13 protein-coding genes are annotated in these 18906 nt (G+C 63.0%); all 13 read right to left on the bottom strand.

What is annotated here, in order from left to right:
* Positions 1 to 7: 7 nt before the first annotated feature.
* The 13 genes from B0D71_RS03640 to B0D71_RS03705 all read right to left on the bottom strand — a co-directional run bounded on the left by B0D71_RS03640 (position 8) and on the right by B0D71_RS03705 (position 18906).
* Positions 8 to 1654, bottom strand: coding sequence for an ABC transporter ATP-binding protein (locus B0D71_RS03640; protein WP_103393509.1), 1647 nt, complete (start codon positions 1652 to 1654; stop codon positions 8 to 10).
* Positions 1655 to 1656: 2 nt separating this feature from the next.
* Entirely contained in the window at positions 1657 to 2484 is an 828-nt protein-coding gene (locus B0D71_RS03645) for an ABC transporter permease (RefSeq protein WP_103393510.1), read from the bottom strand.
* A gap of 3 nt (positions 2485 to 2487) precedes the next feature.
* Complete coding sequence (locus tag B0D71_RS03650) at positions 2488 to 3447, bottom strand: ABC transporter permease (RefSeq protein WP_103393511.1); 960 nt, start codon at positions 3445 to 3447, stop codon at positions 2488 to 2490.
* A gap of 165 nt (positions 3448 to 3612) precedes the next feature.
* Positions 3613 to 5214: an ABC transporter substrate-binding protein gene (locus B0D71_RS03655; RefSeq protein ID WP_103393512.1), complete on the bottom strand. Its 1602-nt coding sequence runs from the start codon at positions 5212 to 5214 to the stop codon at positions 3613 to 3615.
* A 99-nt stretch (positions 5215 to 5313) separates the two neighbouring features.
* Positions 5314 to 6729 (bottom strand): aldehyde dehydrogenase family protein, encoded by a 1416-nt coding sequence (locus tag B0D71_RS03660; RefSeq protein ID WP_103393513.1) that lies wholly within the window; start codon positions 6727 to 6729, stop codon positions 5314 to 5316.
* Positions 6722 to 7912, bottom strand: coding sequence for a pyridoxal phosphate-dependent aminotransferase (locus B0D71_RS03665; protein ID WP_103393514.1), 1191 nt, complete (start codon positions 7910 to 7912; stop codon positions 6722 to 6724). The genes B0D71_RS03660 and B0D71_RS03665 overlap by 8 nt, the downstream gene beginning before the upstream one ends.
* Before the next feature lie 132 nt (positions 7913 to 8044).
* The gene (locus tag B0D71_RS03670; protein ID WP_103394018.1) at positions 8045 to 9652 is read right to left on the bottom strand and encodes a 5-guanidino-2-oxopentanoate decarboxylase; all 1608 of its coding nucleotides are present in this window, start codon (positions 9650 to 9652) and stop codon (positions 8045 to 8047) included.
* A gap of 10 nt (positions 9653 to 9662) precedes the next feature.
* Positions 9663 to 11762 carry an acetate--CoA ligase family protein gene (locus B0D71_RS03675; RefSeq protein ID WP_103393515.1) on the bottom strand — a complete coding sequence of 700 codons (2100 nt, stop codon included), beginning with the start codon at positions 11760 to 11762 and terminating at the stop codon, positions 9663 to 9665.
* Between the two features lie 18 nt (positions 11763 to 11780).
* Positions 11781 to 12941 (bottom strand): acyl-CoA dehydrogenase family protein, encoded by a 1161-nt coding sequence (locus tag B0D71_RS03680; RefSeq protein WP_103393516.1) that lies wholly within the window; start codon positions 12939 to 12941, stop codon positions 11781 to 11783.
* Positions 12942 to 13022: 81 nt separating this feature from the next.
* Entirely contained in the window at positions 13023 to 13814 is a 792-nt protein-coding gene (locus tag B0D71_RS03685) for an enoyl-CoA hydratase/isomerase family protein (RefSeq protein ID WP_103393517.1), read from the bottom strand.
* A gap of 433 nt (positions 13815 to 14247) precedes the next feature.
* Positions 14248 to 15672, bottom strand: a complete 1425-nt coding sequence (locus tag B0D71_RS03695; RefSeq protein WP_103393519.1) for an amino acid permease — start codon at positions 15670 to 15672, stop codon at positions 14248 to 14250.
* Between the two features lie 208 nt (positions 15673 to 15880).
* Entirely contained in the window at positions 15881 to 18136 is a 2256-nt protein-coding gene (locus B0D71_RS03700; RefSeq protein ID WP_103393520.1) for an ATP-binding protein, read from the bottom strand.
* Positions 18133 to 18906, bottom strand: a complete 774-nt coding sequence (locus tag B0D71_RS03705; RefSeq protein WP_103393521.1) for a substrate-binding periplasmic protein — start codon at positions 18904 to 18906, stop codon at positions 18133 to 18135. Before B0D71_RS03705 ends, B0D71_RS03700 begins: the two co-directional genes overlap by 4 nt.

Genomic DNA, 18906 nt, shown 5'->3' on the forward strand with positions numbered 1-18906 from the left:
TGGTTCCTTAGACTTTTTCCAGCGTATCGGTTGAAGGTGTGGAAGCGCGCGTGGCCAGCAACCGGTCGAGCCAGTCAGGGTCCATTTGCGGTTCGGAAGAAAACAGCAGCCCGGTGTAGTCCTGATGCGGCGGGGTGAAGATCTGGCTGCGCGAGCCGTGGTCCACCACCCTGCCCCGTTGCATCACCAATACCTCATCGGCAATGGCCCGCACTGTAGCAACATCGTGGGTGATGAACAGGTAGGCGACACCCAGCTGTTGCTGGATGCGGTTGAGCAATTTCAGTACGCCTTCGGCCACCAGTTGGTCGAGGGCCGAGGTCACTTCGTCGCAGATGATCAGTTGCGGATCGGCCGCCAGGGCCCGGGCGATGCAGATGCGTTGTTTCTGCCCGCCAGACAGTTCCCGGGGCTGACGCTCCATGAAGGTCGCCGGGTCGAGTTCGATCATCTCCAGCAATTCGGCGACCCGGGCACGCATGGCCTTGCCCTTCAGGCCAAGGTAGAACGTCAGCGGCCGGCCGATGATGTCGACGATGCGCTGACGCGGATTGAGCGCCGTGTCGGGGATCTGGTAGATCATCTGGATGCGCCGCAGTTGTTCCTTGCTGCGCTGGCGGAAGTCCGCTGGCAAGGGCGCGCCGTCGTACAGCACCTGGCCGTAAGTTGGCGGCAGCAATCCGGTGATCAGCCGCGCCGTCGAGCTTTTGCCACTGCCCGACTCGCCGATCACCGCCAGAGTCTGGCCGCGATACAGCTTCAGGGAAACGTCGTGCAACACCGGCTGCTGGCCGTAACTGGCGCAACTGTTGCGCAGTTCCAGCAAGGGTTGTTCCTGGTGCGGACAGGCTTTGGGCTCGGTGCGAAAACTGCGCACCGCCCACAGCGACTTGGTGTAGTCCTCCTGCGGGTCACCCAGCATCTTGCGCGTCTCGGCCTCTTCCACCAGTTTACCGTGGCGCAACACCATGATGCGGTCGGCCATCTGCGCCACCACCGCCAGGTCGTGGCTGATATAGATGGCGGCGCTGCCGTAGGTGGCTACCGCATCGCGAATGGCGGCGAGCACTTCGATCTGGGTGGTAACGTCCAGCGCCGTGGTCGGTTCGTCGAAGATGATCAGGTCCGGATGACAAGCCATGGCCATGGCGGTCATGACCCGCTGCAACTGACCGCCGGACACCTGGTGCGGATAACGCTGGCCGATGGTCTCGGGATTGGGCAAACGTAGTACTCGGTACAATTCCACCGCGTCGCGCATGGCCTCTTCGCGGCTCATGCCACCGTTCTTCACGGCGGTTTCGACGTGCTGGTCGATCAGTCGATGAGCCGGGTTGAACGAGGCCGCCGCGCTCTGTGCGACATAGGCGATCCGCAAACCGCGAAGTTTGCGCAGGGCTTCAGGCTTGGCCTTGAGCAGGTCAATGCCGTCGAAATGCACCGAACCGCCGGTGATCCGGCAACCGTCGCGGGTGTAGCCCATGGCCGACAGGCCGAGGGTCGACTTGCCCGCGCCAGACTCGCCGATCAGCCCCAGCACCTCGCCCCGTTGCAGGGTCAGGTCGATGCCCTTGATCAGCGGATGCCAGGCGTCTTCGTAATGGCCTTCGATGTGCAGGTCGCGAATTTCCAGCAAAGGTTTTGTAGTGGTCATGTTCAGCATTCCTTGAGGCCGCTGGATTTGTGCAGCATCCAGTCGACGACGAAGTTGACGCTGACCGTGATCAAGGCCACGGCCAGGGCAGGCAACAGCGGACTGATGTCGCCAAAAGTGATCAGCACGGCGTTGTCGCGCACCATGCTGCCCCAGTCGGCGGTAGGCGGTTGAATGCCCAGGCCGAGGAACGACAACGCACTGATGAACAGGAACACAAAGCAGAAGCGCAGGCCGAACTCGGCAATCAGCGGTGCCGCCGCATTCGGCAAGACTTCACGGGTGACCAGCCACCACAAACCTTCACCGCGCAAGCGCGCGGCTTCGACGAAGTCCTGCACCACCACGTTCATCGCCACGGCACGAGACAGCCGGAACACCCGCGTCGCATCCAGCAGCGCAATCACCAGAACCAGCGACGTGGCGTTGGTGCCGACCACGCTGAGGATCAGCAAGGCAAAGATCAGTTGCGGGATGGCCATCAGGATGTCCACCACCCGCGACAATCCCTGGTCGACCCAGCCGCCCTTGATCGCCGCGATCAGGCCACTCAAGCCGCCGAGCAGAAACGCCAGCACCGTGGTCAGGAAGGCGATGCCCAGGGTGTTGCGCGCGCCATAGACCAGGCGACTGAACATGTCGCGCCCCAGGTTATCGGTGCCCAACAGGTACTGCCCGCCCCATGGCTCAAATCCCCCGCCCACCACCTGGGTTTCGCCGAACGGCGCCAAAACCGGTGCGAATACCGCCACCAGCACATACAGCAGGATCATCAACAAACCGAACTTGGCGCTCAGGGGCGCCCGCCACACTTGTTTCAACAGGCTCATGGTCTACCCCTTCGGATGCATCAAGCGTGGGTTGCTGGCAATCGACAGCACATCGGCACTGGTGTTGAGCAGGATGTAGGTCGCGGCGAAGATCAGGCTGCAGGCCTGCACCACCGGGATATCGCGCTTGGCCACCGAGTCCACCAGCAACTGGCCGAGGCCCGGATAAACGAACACCACTTCGACCACCACCACGCCGACCACCAGGTACGCCAGGTTCAGCGCCACCACGTTGACGATCGGCGCCAAGGCGTTGGGCAAGGCGTGGCGAAAGATGATCCGCGACTGGCTGATGCCCTTGAGCCGGGCCATTTCGATGTAGGGACTGGCCAACAGGTTGATCAAGGATGCGCGGGTCATGCGCATCATCTGCGCGATCACCACCAGGCTCAGGGTCGCCACCGGCAGTATCGAACGTTCCAGGATCGTGCCCAGGGACGCGTCCGGCGCCAGGTTGGAAATGCTCGGGAACCAGTTGAGCTTCACCGCGAACACCAGGATCAGGATGTAGGCGACGAAGAACTCGGGGAACGACACCGCGCTCAGGGCCGAGGTGTTGAGCAACCGGTCGAACCAGCTGTTGCGGTACAACGCCGCGAGCATTCCCAGCAGCAAGGCCAGCGGCACCGACACCAATGCGGCCAGCAAAGCGAGACTGAAGGTGTTGCCCAGGCGCGAGCTGACCAGATCGGCGATGGGCCGCTGGTTGGCCAGCGACACACCAAGATCACCGTGCAGCAACTGCCAGATCCAGTGGCCGAAACGGGTCAGCGGCGGCAAGTCCAGGCCCAGTTGCGCGCGGTAGGCCGCCACGGTTTCCGGGGTAGCCGACTGGCCGAGCATGGCCTGGGCGATATCGCCCGGGAGCATGCCGACGGCCAGGAAGATGATTACCGATACGGCGAACAGCGAGAGCAGGCCTAAAGCAAGGCGCTGCCCCAACAGCTTGAAAATACTTCTCATCGTGCGGTTCCTTGAATTGGGCACGCTTTAGAAGACTGCGAATGACAAACTGTAGGAGCCGCCTTGCCGGCGATCGCGCCCCCATGGGCGACACAAGCCTCAAGGCCGCCATCGCTGGCAAGCCAGCTCCTACAGGGGGTCTTCATTGTTTGACGGATCCGGGCATTACGCCTGCCACCACCGCTCGATCACCCGCAACCCATCCAGCTCGCCATAGGGCGCCGTCTGCCCACCATGGACGACCTTGTTGGAACGCGCCGCCACGGAACTGGCGAACAGCGGCACGATCGCCCCGCCCTCGTCCCGGCACAGTGCCTGCATTTCGTTGTACATCTCGCGGCGCAGCGGGTCGTTCATCTCGCCGCGAGCGGCGTTGAGCAGTTGATTGAAACGCGCGTTGTCCCAGTGGGTCTCGTTCCACGCTGCGCCTTTGGCATAACCGATGCTGAACATGCGGTCGGCGGTCAGGCTGCTGTACCAGAACGAGGTAGTGAACGGTTGCTTCATCCACACGTTGGAGAAGAACCCATCGGCCGGCTCGCGCACCACGTCGATGTCGATCCCCGCCGCGCGGGCCTGCTCCTTGAACAGCACCGAGGCGTCCACGGCGCCGGTGTAGGCGGCGTCGGAGGCTTGCAGGCGGACCTTGAGCGAGTCCAGACCGGCCTTCTTCAGGTAGAAGCGCGACTTGTCCGGATCGTAGGTGCGCTGTTCCAGCGCGGTGTTGATGAAGCGGCTGCCGGGCTGGATCGGGTGGTCGTTACCCACCAGGCCATAGCCGTGCAGCACCGAGGCCAGCAGGGTTTCGCGGTTGATCGCGTGCTTCATCGCCAGGCGCACGTCGTTGTTCAGGAACACCTGGCTGTCGGTGAGCATCGGGAAGGTGTAGTGCTGGGCGCCCTTGGTTTCTTCGATGACCAGGTTCGGGTTGCGTTTGAGCAGCGCCACGGTTTTCAGGTCGACCTTGTTGATCACGTCCACCTGCCCGGTGACCAGCGCATTGACCCGTGCCGCGCCGTCAGAGATAGCAATCAGCTCGGCACTGGCGAAGTGCGCCCGCCCCGGTTTCCAGTAATCCGGGCTGCGTTCCAGGGTCATGCGCACACCCGGTTCGAAGTCCTTGAGGCGATAGCCACCGGTGCCGGCGCCGGCCTGCCAGTCCGCCGCGCCGTCCTTGCTCGGCATGATCGCCAGGTGGTAATCGGCAACCACATAGGAGAAATCGGCGTTGCCCGAGTGCAACTCGAACACCACGCTGTCACTGCCATTGGCGCTGACCTTGGCCACGTCGCCCAGCACGGTCTTGGCGGCCGAGGTGGATTTCTCGCCGAGGTGATGCTGGATCGACGCCACCACGTCGTCGGCGGTCAGGGTCTTGCCGTTGTGGAAGGTCACGCCCTGACGGATTTTGAAGGTCCAGATGCGCGCGTCCGGGGTCGAACTCCAGCTTTCAGCCAGTTCGGGGATGGCCGTGCCGTCGACGGCAATTTCGGTCAGGGTGTTATAGACCGCCGAAAAGCCGACGAAGGTGAAGGTGTCGGCCCAGGAGCCGGGGTCCTTGGAGTCGGTAGTGCTGCCCCCCGCCAGGCCGAGGCGCAGGACTCCACCCGGTTTGGGCGTGGCCTCTGCGGCAAACGCGCCCAGCGGCAGCCCCATGGAAAACGCACCGGCCACGGCAGCGGCGGCAGCGCTGTACTTGAGGAAGTCCCTACGCGGGAAGCTGAATTCATGGTTCGCTTGAGTAATCTTGTTTTTGTTATCGCTCATTGCATTGCCCCTGATCAAAAAGCTAATGAATTACCGGTTCAAAACCACGCAAGACACCGGGCCAGGGCCCGGTGCATACAACGTTTGAATCGCCAGCCGTCACACCTGGATCGCCTTCACTTCGACGAACTCGTTGAGCCCCTCCTCACCCCATTCGCGACCGTTACCCGACTGCTTGTAGCCGCCGAACGGCGCCTGATAATTGAATGCCGCACCATTGAGGAAGCACTGGCCGGCGCGCATCTGCCGCCCCAGGTGCAAGGCGCGTTCGGCACTGCCGGCCCAGACACCGCTGGACAGGCCGAACGGCGAGTCGTTGGCCATCTGTATCGCCTGTGCTTCATCGGCGTAAGGGATCAGGCACAGCACCGGGCCGAAGATTTCTTCCTGGGCGATGCGCATGCGGTTGTCGACATCGGCGAACAGCGTCGGGCTGACATAGAAGCCGCGTTCGAAAGCCGACGGTGTGTCACCGCCGCACAGCAGCCGTGCGCCTTCCTGCTGGCCAACGTTGATGTAGTCGAGCACGGTGCGTTTTTGCCCGGCCGAACACATCGGGCCGAGGAAGCTTTGCGGGTCGAGTGGATCGCCCATGCGCAGGCTCAAGGTTTGCGCCAATGCCAGTTCGACGGCCTCGGCGTAGCGGCTGGCCGGCAGCAGCATGCGGGTCAACGCGGTGCAGGTCTGGCCGGAGTTGATCATCACGTCCTGCACGCCGTAGCGCACGGCTGCGGCGAGATCCGCATCCTCGGCGATCAGCAACGGCGACTTGCCACCCAGCTCCAGGCACACGCGCTTGACCGAAGGTGCCGCTGCCTGCGCCACGCGAACGCCGGCGCCGGTGGAACCGGTGAACGACACCATGTCCACGTCCGGGTGCTTGGCCAGCGCTTCGCCGACTTTCGAGCCCGGCCCACTGACCAGATTGAACACGCCGGCAGGCAGGCCGATGTCCTCGATCATTTGTGCCAGCAGGAACGCGTGCAGCGGGGTTTCCTGGCTCGGCTTGATCACCACCGTGCAACCGGCGGCCAGGGCCGGGGCGAGTTTGCCGATCAACTGGTGCAGCGGGTAATTCCACGGGTTGATGAAGGCACAGACGCCCACCGCTTCACGGATCACCAGCGAATTGCCGACTTCTCGCACTTCGTCCATCAAGCCGGCAAGTTCGACGTACTGCTCAAGGCCAACGATTGGCCCGTCGACCTGCACCGATCGGCACCATTGCACCGGCATGCCCAGTTCCGAGGTGATGACGGCGGCCATCTCATCGGCACGTTTGCGCAGTTGTTCTGCCAGTGCACGGATGTAACCGGCGCGTACGCTGGACGGCGTACGCGACCATGAAGCGAAGGCCCGACGTGCAGCCGCCACGGCGTGTTCGACATCGAGCTCATCACCCAGCGGAACACTGCCGCACACCTGCTCGGTGGCCGGGTTGATCACCTCGGCGATGCCCAGCCCCGACGGTTTTTGCCAGCGACCATCAATAAACAACGCCTTGTGGTTAAGCATGAACCTGGGCCTCCATCAGTTCTTGAGCACAACGGGTAATGCGCTGGCAGGCATCGCGCAGCGGCTCGGCGCCGACCACCAGACCGAGTCGAATATGCCCCGCCGCGCTCGGACCAAAGGCCTCGCCAGCCAATACCGACACGCCGTGACGATCCAGCAAACGGTCGGCGAACGCTTGGGCGCTGAGCCCGGTCTCGCGGATATCGAGCATCACGAACATCCCACCGTCGGGTTTCAACGCCCGCACGCCGGCGCAATCGGCCAGGCTGTCGCACACCAGATCGCGACGCTGGCGATAGGCATCACGCATCGCCTCCAGTTCCGGCAAGTTGCTTTCCAGGGCAATGACGGCGGCGTCCTGAATGAAATCCGGCGAACCGTAGAGCATGCACAACGCGAGGTTTTCCAGGTGCGCGGCCAGGGATGGCGGCGCCACCACCCAACCCACGCGCCAACCAGTCATGGCGTGGGATTTCGACAGGCTGTTGAGGGTCGCGGTGCGCTCAGCCATGCCCGGAAGGCTCGCCGGGCTGACGTGTTCGCCTTCGAACAGCAATTCGCTGTAGACCTCGTCGGAAATCAGCCACAGGTCGTGAGCGATGCACAGCTCAGCCAACGCGGCCCAGGTGCTGCGCGGCAGACTGGCGCCGGACGGGTTGTGCGGGCTGTTCAGCGCCAGTGCCCGGGTGCGTGGGGTGATGCGCGCGGCGACATCTTCGGGCAGCACGCGAAAGCCGTTTTCCGAGCGCACCGGCACCGGCACCACCACGGCACCGCAGGCACCGAATACGGCTTCGTAGGTGACGTACATCGGTTCGGCGACGATCACCTCGTCACCGGGATTGAGCACGCATTGGGCCACGCTGAACAGCGCACATTGCGCCCCGGCCAGCACGGTGACCTGATCCGCCGAAACGGATTGGCCGCTGCGCTGTTGATGGCGCCTGGCGATGGCTTCGCGCAGGGCACGCTTGCCGCGCACTTCGGCGTAATGGGTGTTGCCATTGAGCAGGCTGTCGATGGCGCCCTGCACGATAGGCTGTGGCGTGTCGAAATCCGGGTCGCCCACGGACAACAACAATATGTCTTCGCCCTGCTCGCGCAGCGCCAGGGCGCGGTAGTGAATGTCCCACGCGGCGGCGCCGTCGCCGGCGATTCGTTGAGTCAGATCGGAAAAGCGCATGGCCTTCCTCCTATAAACATGATCCCTGTAGGAGCGAGCATGCTCGCGAAAAACGTTAGGGCAACCCGGTCATTCAGACAGCGCGCGTAATCGTTGACGTCCATCGCGAGCGTGCTCGCTCCTACAGTGAACTCAGCGAACGCAAGCATGCTTGAGCTCAATCAGGGTGACGCCATTGCGAGTGAAGCCATGGCGCAGGTCGGTTTGCAGTTCCGCGAGGTTCTGCGGCTGAGTCACGGTGCAGCCGAACGCACGAGCGAGGGCGGCAAAATCCGGGTTGCGCGGCAGTACACCGATGGGCTCGATGTCCAGGCCGAGCATGTCGTCGCGGATCTGCCCCAGGGCATCGTTGTTCCACAGCAGCACCACCAGCGGGCTGTCCAGTTCTTCAACGGCCGTGGCCAGCTCCTGGGCGGTGTAGAGGAAACCACCGTCGCCGACCAGCACCAGTCCCGGACGCTGCGGTGCGCCGAACTTGGCGCCGATCCCCGCTGGCAGGCCATAACCCAAGGTGCCGTAGCCGGTCGGGTGCAACCAGCTGCGGATGGCCAGGCTGTCAAAGGCGTAGTTACCCGTATACGCAAGCTGGGTCATGTCGGTGCTGATGAAGGCGTTGTCCGGCAGTTCCGCGGCGATACGGTCGAGGATCGATTGATGGATCGACTGCAACGGACCATGGCTGGCCTTGACCGCTTCACGCAGGGCGGCGACCGAGGCAACCGCTGCGCTGGCATCGCGCACGTCGCTCGGCAGTCGCTCAAGCAAACCGCTGAGGGTTTGTTGGGCATCACCATGCAGGGCCACTGCGCATGGGTAAAAGTCATTGAACTTGCGTGGGTCGATGTCGACGCGCAGCAGCTCGGCATTGAGCGGCAAACGCTCGCGCCAGAAGTCGGTGTCGGCCATTTCGGTGCCGACCGCCAGCACCACGTCGGCCTCGGCGATGAGGTTCCATCCCGGCTCTACACACAGGGAGGAACCGGCGTTGAGCGGTGCGCCCGGTGGCAGCAGGCCTTTGCCAGCGACGCTGGTGAACAGCGGCGCAGCGAGCCGGGTGCTGATGTCCTGCAGCTCGGAAATGGCATTCAGCGCACCGCCACCGGCAATGATCATCGGGCGCTTGGCAGCGTTGAGTCTGGCCACGGCCTGGTCCAGCGCAGTGGCGGATGCCGGACCACGACCCGGACGACGCACCACGTCATTGCTCCAGTCACGGGCGATCGGCGCCGACAGCACATCCAGCGGCACCGAGATGTGCACCGGACGCGGCCGTTCGCTGTCGAACACCGCGTAGGCACGGGCGATCAGTTCCGGCAGGTCTTCAGCGGTCAGCGCCACAGCCGAGAACGCAGTGATCGGCGCGGTCATCGCCCGCTGATCTTGACACTCGTGCAAGCTGCCCCAACCCTTGCCGAGGCTGGCGCTGTGGTTGACGCTGGAAATCACCAGCATTGGAATCGAGTCGGCGTAGGCCTGGCCAATGCCGGTGGCGGCGTTGGTCACGCCGGGGCCGGTGATGACAAAACACACGCCGGGTTTGCCGCTGACCCGGGCATAACCGTCGGCCATGAAGCTGGCGCCCTGCTCATGGCGGGTCAGCACGTGGCGAATGCCGCTGCCGGGCAAGCCGCGGTACAGCTCCAGGGTGTGTACGCCGGGGATGCCGAACACGGTATCGACACCGTAGTTGGCCAACAGGCGCACCAGGGCCTGGCCGCCGGTCAAGGTTTTGCTTTGCATATTCATGTCCTCACTCGTGGCCGAGGCGAATCAACGCATCGACCGCAGTCGTGCCATGGGCACCGACCAACAATGGGTTCACATCCAGTTCGAGCAGTTGCGCGGCGTTTTCGCAGGCGTAATCGGCCACGGCGCGGATCGCCGTCACCAAGGCGTCGAGATCGGCGGACTCGCGACCACGGAAACCTTGCAGCAACGAGGCGCTGCGCAGACTGAGCACAGCATTGCGGATGGCGCCGTCGGTGGTCGGCAGCAGCAGGCTGCGACTGTCCTTGAGCAGCTCCACCAGAACGCCGCCGGCACCGATCACCAGGGCGAGGCCAAAATCGTTTTCGCGTTTGATGCCTACGATCAGCTCAGCCAGTGGCGGCTTGGCCATCGGTTCCAGCAACAGCTGATCGAAGGGCACGCCCGGTGCGTAAGCGGCAATGCTGGCGCGCATCTTCTCCAGTGCAGCGTTCAATGCCGCGCCGTCCTTGAGGTTCAGCGCCACGGCGCCGGCCTCGGTCTTGTGCGGCAGTTGAGCGCTGACCGCTTTGAGTACCAGCGGATAGCCCAGTGATTCGGCGTCCTTCAGGGCCTGATCCGGGCGACTCAAAACACCGTTCGGAATCGGCAGGCCAAAAGCTTTCAACGCCTGCTTGGAATCCCATTCATTGAGCAAACGCCCCTCGCCTTCCAGCGCTTGCGGGCACAGCGGGACCAGCGTCGATTCACCCAGGGCCAACAACGCCTGGCGCTTGCGCTGATAACCGGCGATGCGGCCCCACGCGGCCAGTCCGTCTTCAACGCCCTGCAATGCCGCAACGCCTTGTGCGTGCAGACGCTCACGGGCATGGGCCGGCAGCAACTCGGGGAAAGCCGAGGTGACGAAACCGGTCTTGCCATGACGTTGCAGCGCCGCGCAGTACAGTTCCAGCAGCAGGTCGCATTCCTTGCGCTCGCCGGTGAATTCCGCCGGGTAGTCGAGCACCAGCATCGCCGCGTCGGCTTCGGTTCGCAGCGCACTGTCGAGCATGCGGTTCAAGGCTTCGCCGTCGCCCCAGATGGCCGTGGTGAAATCCAGCGGGTTGACCAGGTTGGCGTAGCTCGGCAGCACTTGCGCGAGTTCACCGACTTGTCCTTGATCGAGCTTGGGCAAGCTCAGGTCATTGCGTTCGGCGTAGTCGGCAATCAGCCCCGCATCGCCACCGGAACAGGCCAGCGCGATCAGGCTGTTGCCCGCCGGCAGGTTGCCGCAGGCAGCGGCTTTGAGGGTTTCGACAAAACTCACCGGGCCACTGACGCGGATCACCCCAAGGCGATCAAACAGCGCGTCGTACAGTGCATCGGAACCGGACAGCGAACTGGTATGACTCAAGGCCAGTTCGGCGCCGATCTGCGACACGCCGGTTTTCAGCGCGACGATCGGGATGCCCTTCTCCAACGCCTTGTGCGCGGCGCGGGCAAAACCCGGCACGTTCTTCAGGCCTTCGAGGTGCAGACCGATGGCCGTGACGCGCGGCTCGTCGAGCAACACGTCCATCAATTCAGCCACGCCCAGTTGCGCCTGATTGCCCACCGAGGCCATGTAGGCCACCGGCAGCGAGCGGTCGCTCATGGACAGGTTGTAGGCGAAGTTGCCGCTCTGGGTCAGCACCGCCACGCCCTTCTCCACCGCTTTGCCGCCGTGTGCCACCGGCCACAGCGCGGAGCTGTGCAGGTAGTCGAGCAGGCCGTAGCAGTTGGGGCCGAGCAAGGCCATGTCGCCCGCGGCCTTGAGCAGTTGCTGTTGCAGGGCCTGACCCTCGGCGCCGGTCTCGGCGAAACCGGAGGCGTAGCAGATCGCCCCGCCCGCGCCGATGGCGGCCAGTTCGGCCACGCAAGTCAGGGTCAGCTCGCGGTTGGTGGCGATGAATACTGCGTCCGGGCCGCAAGGCAACTCGGCCACGCTGCGCACGCACGGCACACCTTCAAGGCTGTCGTGCTGCGGATTGACCAGCCACATTTGCCCCTGGTAGCCGCCCTCGGCGCAGCGCTTGAGGGCGCGCGCCATGCTGCGGCCGCCGACAAACGCCACGTGTTGTGGCGCGAGCATGCGTTTGAGGTTGTCACGAATGGTTTGGGACATGGGAATTCTCCGGAGCGATCAGCGCAGCAGCGGCCGCAGCAGCTCGCGGGAAATGATGTGGCGCTGGATTTCCGAGGTGCCTTCCCAGATCCGTTCGATCCGCGCGTTACGCCAGATGCGCTCCACTGGACCTTCGTCCATCAGGCCCATGCCACCGAAGATCTGCACCGCTTCATCGGCAGTACGGCCGAGCACTTCACTGGCGAAAAGTTTGGCCATGCCGGCCTCGCCATCGGTCATGGTGCCCTGGTCCATTTTCCACGCGGTGTGCAGGGTCAGCAGTTCAGCAGCGCGAATCTGCGTGGCCATGTCGGCCAATTTGAACGACACGCCCTGGTAGGTGCCGATCGGCTGGCCGAATTGCTTGCGGTCCGCCGCCCATTGCAGCGACACGTCCAGTGCGCGTTGGGCCTGACCGACGCAGTTGGCGGCGACCATCACCCGCCCGGCGGTCAGCCAGGCGTTGGCCACGTCCCAACCCTTGCCGACTTCACCCAGCACTTTGCTGGCCGGCACACGGCAGTCGTCGAAGAACATTTCGAAGGTGTGATAACCACGGTTGCTCACGCACTTCGGTCCACGGCGGATGGTCATGCCCGGGGTGTTGCGGTCGACCAGGAACGAAGTCACGGCGTTTCGCTTTTTGCCGTTGTGTTCGTAGGTGTCGGTGACGGCGAAGACAATGGCGAAGTCAGCATGGCCAGCGTGGCTGATGAAGTGCTTGCTACCGTTAAGAATGAAGTCGTCGCCTTCACGCACGGCGCGAGTCTTGATCGCATTGGCATCGGAGCCGGCACCCGGCTCGGTCAACGCGAAGCAGTCGATTTTTTCGCCCTGGATGGACGGCAACAGATAGTCGTTGATCTGGTCGCCGGTGCAGGCCATGAGGATTTTCGACGGCCGTGCGACGAACACGTGCAATGCCCAGGACACCTTGGATAGCTCACGTTCGATCAGCGCCTGGGACAGGTAGTCCAGGCCGCCACCGCCGACTTCTTCGGGCATGTTGAAGGCATAGAAACCGGCGGCGATCGCCTTGCCGCGAATCTGTGCTGCCAGTTCCGGGGAGACCTCGTCGGCGCGGTCGACTTGCTCTTCATAGGGCAGCAGTTCCTTCTCGACGAAGCTGCGTACCGAGTCCACCAACATTTCTTGTTCTTGGGTCAGTTGGAAATTCATGGTGCTACCTGTTGTTCGTTCACAAAGAATGGTGTGCGAGGCTGAAGGCGATCGCTGGCAAGCCAGCTCCTACAGGTCGTGTCAGCGGCCGATGAAACGTGCCGGGCGTTTTTCCATGGCGGCGCGCAGGGCTTCGTTGCCGTCTTCGCTGCGACCGCACAACAGGCCGGCGGCGAGCTCGGCTTGCAGTTGTTCCGCCAGGCTGCGCTCGGCGCCTTCGCGCATGAGCTTTTTGGTCTGGGCGAAGGCGAAGGTCGGGCCGGCGGCCAGGCGTGCGGCCAGTTCGCTGGTAACGGTCAGCAATTGCTCGTCGGCGCACACTTCGCCAACCAGCCCGGCGGCCAGGGCACGGTCGGCGCCCCACAGTTCGTCGAGGAACAGCAGGCGCTTGGCCTGTTCGCTGCCGATCAAACGCGGCAGGTGCCAACTGGCGCCGGCGTCCGGCGAGTAGGCCATGCTGGTGTATCCAGCCTTGAAGCGCGCCGATTGCCCGGCGATGCGCAGGTCGCAGCACAAGGTCAGGTCCATCCCGGCACCGACGGCGGTGCCGTTGATGGCGGCGATGGTCGGTTTTTCCAGGCTGTGCAGGCGGGTCATCAGCGCGTGGGCGGTTTCAGTCCAGCCGTAGGTTTCCAGCGCGCCCCGGGCTTCGGCATCAGCCCATTCATCGAGGTCGGCACCGGCGCAGAAGCTGCGGCCGCTACCGGTCAACACCACCACGCGCACCGCCGGATCAGCGTTGAAACCGTCGAGCAAGGTGTGCAGGTTTTTCAGCGTCGGAATGTCCAGCGCATTGCGCTGGGCAGTGCGATTGAGGGTGATCCAGGCAACGCCTGCTTCGACCTGGCTGAGCAGCGACGATTGAGTGGTCATGGGAATCCTCGAATTATTGTGATTGGTCTGAGGTGATGCGACTTGCGGCCATACTAAACGAGTGTTCAGTAAGGCGGCAATTGGTACCAAATCAGCGTGTAACAGCCTGAAAAGTTTCTTATCTATTTGTTTTTATTGGTTTTATTCGAAGAATCCAGTTTGCTGCGCGGATGACTGTTACAACTTCGAACAAACGGCAACGCACAATCTGTAGGAGCCGGCTCGCCGGCGAAGGTGTTTTCAATGCAGAGGCATGACTCGAGGCCGCTATCGCTGGCAAGCCAGCTCCTACAGGGATCTTCAATGCGCCATAAAACAACTGTAGGAGCGAGCCTGCTCGCGATGAGGGAATCACATTCAACATCTCTGTTGACTGATCCACCGCTATCGCGAGCAGGCTCGCTCCTACAGGGGAAGTGGTTGGCTGGAGGTGTTATGCAGCCGGCAAGCTCGGTGCCAACACGCCCTGGCGCTTGCGATGGATCAGGAAGTACGCGCCATAGCACAGCGCAATGAAGCCAAAGCCCCAATACAGCGATGGACGCTGGGTTTCATCCAGGGCCAGGAACACGAACAGCGAGCAGCACAATGTGATGCACATCAGCGGCAACACCGGGAACCACGGCGCGCGGTATTTCAGGTCGCTGAGTTTGCCGCCATCGCGCAGATACGCCTTGCGGAACTTGTACTGCGCCAGCGCAATGACAATCCAGGTCACGGTGCCGGACATGCCGCTCACTGCCATCAACACCATGAACAAGGTGTCGGCGGCGACGAAACTGGTCATCAGCGACACCAACGCGAAGCACAAAGTGATGCTCAAGGCACGCAGCGGCACGCCACGCTTGCTCAACGTCGACAGGCTCTTTGGCGCCATGCCGGTTTTCGACATCGCCCACAGAATGCGCGTCGAGGCGTACAGGCCGGAGTTGCCCACCGACAGGATCGCAGTCAGGATCACGAAGTTCATCAGGTCAGCGGCGTAGGGGATGCCGACCATGTCGAACACCTGCACAAACGGGCTTTCCATCAGGCCCGCCTGCTGCCACGGCACAATGGCCGACAGCACGATGATTGCCAGCACGTAGAAGATCAGCACGCGGAACACCACGTTGCGCACGGCGCGGGGAATGCTCTTTTCCGGCTGATCGGTTTCACCGGCAGCCACGCCCATGATCTCGCAACCCTGGAACGCGTAGACCACGGTCATCATCACCGCGAACACCGCCGACAGACCGTTGGGGAACAGCGAATCGCCAATCAGGTTGGTCGCCATCGGCGCCGGTGCGCCGCTGCTCAAGGGCATAACGCCAAAGATCACCAGCACGCCGACCACGATGAAACCGAGAATTGCCGCGACCTTGATCCCCGAGAACCAGTATTCGGCTTCACCAAAGGCGCGGGTCGCCATGGCATTGATACCGAACAGCACCACCACGAACAGCGCCGACCAGTACCAGATCGGCACCGTCGGGAACCAGCGCGTCATCAGCATGCCGGCGGCGGTGAATTCCAGGCCGACGGTGGTGGCCCAGCTCATCCAGTACACCCAGCCGATCATGAACCCGGTGGCCGGGCCGATGTATTGGGTGGCGTGGGTCTGGAACGAACCGGACACCGGCATCTGCACCGACAGTTCGCCCAGGCAAACCATCACCAGGTACATCAGGAAACCCGCGACCAGGTAAGCCAGGATCGCCCCGACCGGGCCGCCCTGATTGATGGTCACGCCGGAGCCCATGAACAGCCCGGTGCCGATGACGCCGCCCAGGGACAGCATGAAAATGTGCCGGCTCTTGAGGGCACGGGTCAGTTGGATGCCTTTGCGATCAGTGCTGCTATCAGTGTTTTCGTTCATGTCGGCACCTCAGCAGTCGGTGAGGTGTGCAGCGCGCGACAGGACGTCACGGCGCAGGGAGGGATCAGCTTTACGGCAATTCATTATTATTATCTCCAATAAGCTTCGAAGACCGCGCTGCGGCGGTTGCGTCGATTATTGGAAAGCCATGTAAGTTCGCGTTGACCGTAAAGATCGAAGTTGTACAAAGTCGTAACAAACTTGTACGTCAGCTCTGCAACAGGCCTTTGAGGGTCGTCAGCGCGTGCTGCAATTGTTCATCCAGCGCGAGGCTCATGCGCTGGATAGCCGATTCATCGTTTGCCAGCGCCAAGGTCTCCAGTGCTCTCAAGGTGATGGCCAAGGCACGAAACCCCAGGGAATCGCAGCTGCCGGCCAGACGGTGAGCCAGTTGCGCGACCTCGGTGCAGTCCTCGGCGGACATGGCTTCATGCAGCGCATCACGGTGCTGAACAATCGAGTCGCGCAGCACCGCCAGCAGGCCCTGGACCTTTTGCTCGCCCAGCAAGTTTCGATGGGTCTGCAGCAACGGCCAGTCCATTGCCTCATCGCTCAGCAGCGACTCGGCGACGGGCGCATGCCCTTCCAGCACCTGGCGCAGGTTTTCCAGCTTCAAGGGCTTGGCCAGGACACCGTCCATGCCAGCCTCCAGGTAACCGCGCACCAGCGCCGGCTGCACGCTGGCGGTCAGGGCGAAGATGCGGGTGCGGCGATTCGGCCCGTCGCTGCTGCGGATCTGTCGGCATAACTCGACACCGCTGATACCCGGCAGATGCACATCCAGCAACAGCAGGTCGAACGCCTGCGACGCGCAATGTTCCAGCGCCTGTTGCGCCTCTTCGGCCAGCCACACCCGGTGGCCGTCCCGTTGCAGCAAGCCCTTGGCCACTTCGCGGTTGAGCGCCACGTCTTCAACCACCAGGATGTTCAGTGCCGGCCCCACCGCCCGCACCGGTTCCGCCTCAACCACGCCGCTGGCCGGTTGCAAGGCCAGCTCGAACCAGAAGCAGCTGCCGCGCCCCACTTCACTGTCCACGCCGATGCAGCCGCCCATCTGTTCCACCAGATGTTTGCAGATCGCCAATCCCAACCCGGTGCCGCCAAAACGTTGCGCGATTTCTTCGCTGGCCTGGGTGAAGCGCTCGAAAATCTTCGCCTGCATCGCCGGGGCAATGCCGATGCCGTCGTCCGTGACACTGACCCGCAGGCGCTGCCCGGTCTGTCCACCCGTTTCGCTGAGAAGCGCCACCTCGACGCTGACTTCGCCGCCTTCGGTGAACTTGATCGCGTTGGCCAACAGGTTGCTCAGCACTTGGCGCAAGAACTGCTCGGCGCCGTGGTGATGCTCGGCAATCCGCCGGTCAACCCGGCAACTGAGGATCGTGTCGTTGTTCAACGCTCGCGGTTCCAGCAGTGTCAGCACCTCGTCGAGCAACTGGCGCAGCGAGAAATCCACCGGTTCGGGATGGCTGACGCCCTCCTCCAGCTTGGCGAAGTACAGCACTTCGTTGAGGATCGTCAGCAAGCCTTCGCCGGCCTTGTGCAAGGCATCCAGGCGTTTGCCATCCTGGGCATCCAGACGCGCGCCGCGCAACAGTTCGGCCATGCCGAGGATGCCATTGAGGGGCGTGCGCAGCTCGTGGCTCATGGTCGCCAGAAACCGCGATTTGGCGAGGTTGGCGGCTTCCGCTTCGTCTTTGGCGCGCATCAGGCTGGCGGTCCGGCGCTCGACCATTTTCAGCAGCTCGTCGCGGTTGTCCTGCAAGGCCAGGCGATCGGTTTCCCGTCGCTCGATGTCCCGCAGGATCGCCCGGCGCATGTCGTCCAGTGCGTGGGCCACGGTGTCGATTTCGTCATTGCCGCGACGCTTGTCCAAGTGCAGGGGTTCCTGCCATTCACCGGCGGCGATGCGCCGGGCAAACTCGGCCATGACTTTCAGGTGCCGGGTCACCAGTCGATAAAACAGCCCGGACAATGCCACGGCCAAGCCGCAGAGAAACACCGCCATCCACAACAGGCTGGTCAACCCGGTGGCGTAGAGACGTTGGTACACCGCTCCCAGATCGGTACTGACTTCCAGTTCGCCAAGGTTGCGCAACGGGCCGGACGGCGGTTGATAGTCCAGGGCAAAGCGCTCGATGCGCAGCGGCCCGACCGGCTCGGAATTACCCTGCAACAGGTCGAAATCGGCGCTGGTCAAGCGCACCCGGGCGACATCGGAGAAGTCCACCAGGCCGCGCAACTGCACGTTCAGCTGTTCCTGGTTCAAGTCCCAGAGGCTGCGTTCCAGGCTGGCCAGATAGCCAGCGCGGATCAATTCCATGCGCGAGTCGATGTCGCGCATTTCCCGCCGGTACTCGATGTACAACTGCACGCTGCTGGCCAGCACGGTGAAGCACAGGCTGAACAACAGAATGAACAGCAACAGGCGCCGCAACAGTCCACCGGGACGGGCGCGAATCATTGCGCATCCGCCGGCAGGTTGATCATGTCGCGGTAGGTCACTTCACTCTCGTTGAGCCAGCGCTCGATGTCGCCGGCATCGACCATGCGCTGCAACTGTGCATTGATATCGGGCATGCGAGTGGCCAAGGGCGAGCGCCGCGACACGGCGACCCGCAGGTAGTCCACGCTCAATGCCTTGGGCAAGGCGACGATGTCCTGGCCGCCTGGCAGGTTTTCCACGTACAACTGGCCGGTACGCCGCTCCTGGGTGATGAAGTCGATGCGCCCGCGAACCAGCTTGCCGAAGTTCTGGTGGCTGTCGGAAACCCATTCGATGTTGTTGTTGCGCGCGACCATGCGATCAAACTCCACGCCGTAGCTTTCGCCGAACAACAGGCCACCGCGGTAATGGGCCAGGTCGTCCAGCTGTTCGAATGTCACCGGGTGCTGACGGTTGATGAACAGCGCCACTTCTTCGCGCAACACCGGCACTGTCGAGAACGACATGCTCTGTTCCCGTTGCGCGGTGCTGTAGGCCAGCACGACATCGACCCGGCCTTCGGCGGCGTCCAGCAGGCAGCGTTTCCAGTTGCCCAGCACCACGATCTCGACCTCGTAACCCAACTGGCCGAACAGGTTTTTCACCACGCTCGGTGCCAGGCCACGCACTTGCTTGCCGTCGCTCCAGGAGATCGGCGGGTACACCGGGTAATCGCAATAGCGAACCTTGTCCGCTGCGGCGGCATGACCGGCCACCAGCAACGCCAGCAGGCAAACCCATCGTGTCAT

The organism is Pseudomonas laurylsulfativorans, from assembly GCF_002906155.1.
Taxonomy (GTDB): domain Bacteria; phylum Pseudomonadota; class Gammaproteobacteria; order Pseudomonadales; family Pseudomonadaceae; genus Aquipseudomonas; species Aquipseudomonas laurylsulfativorans.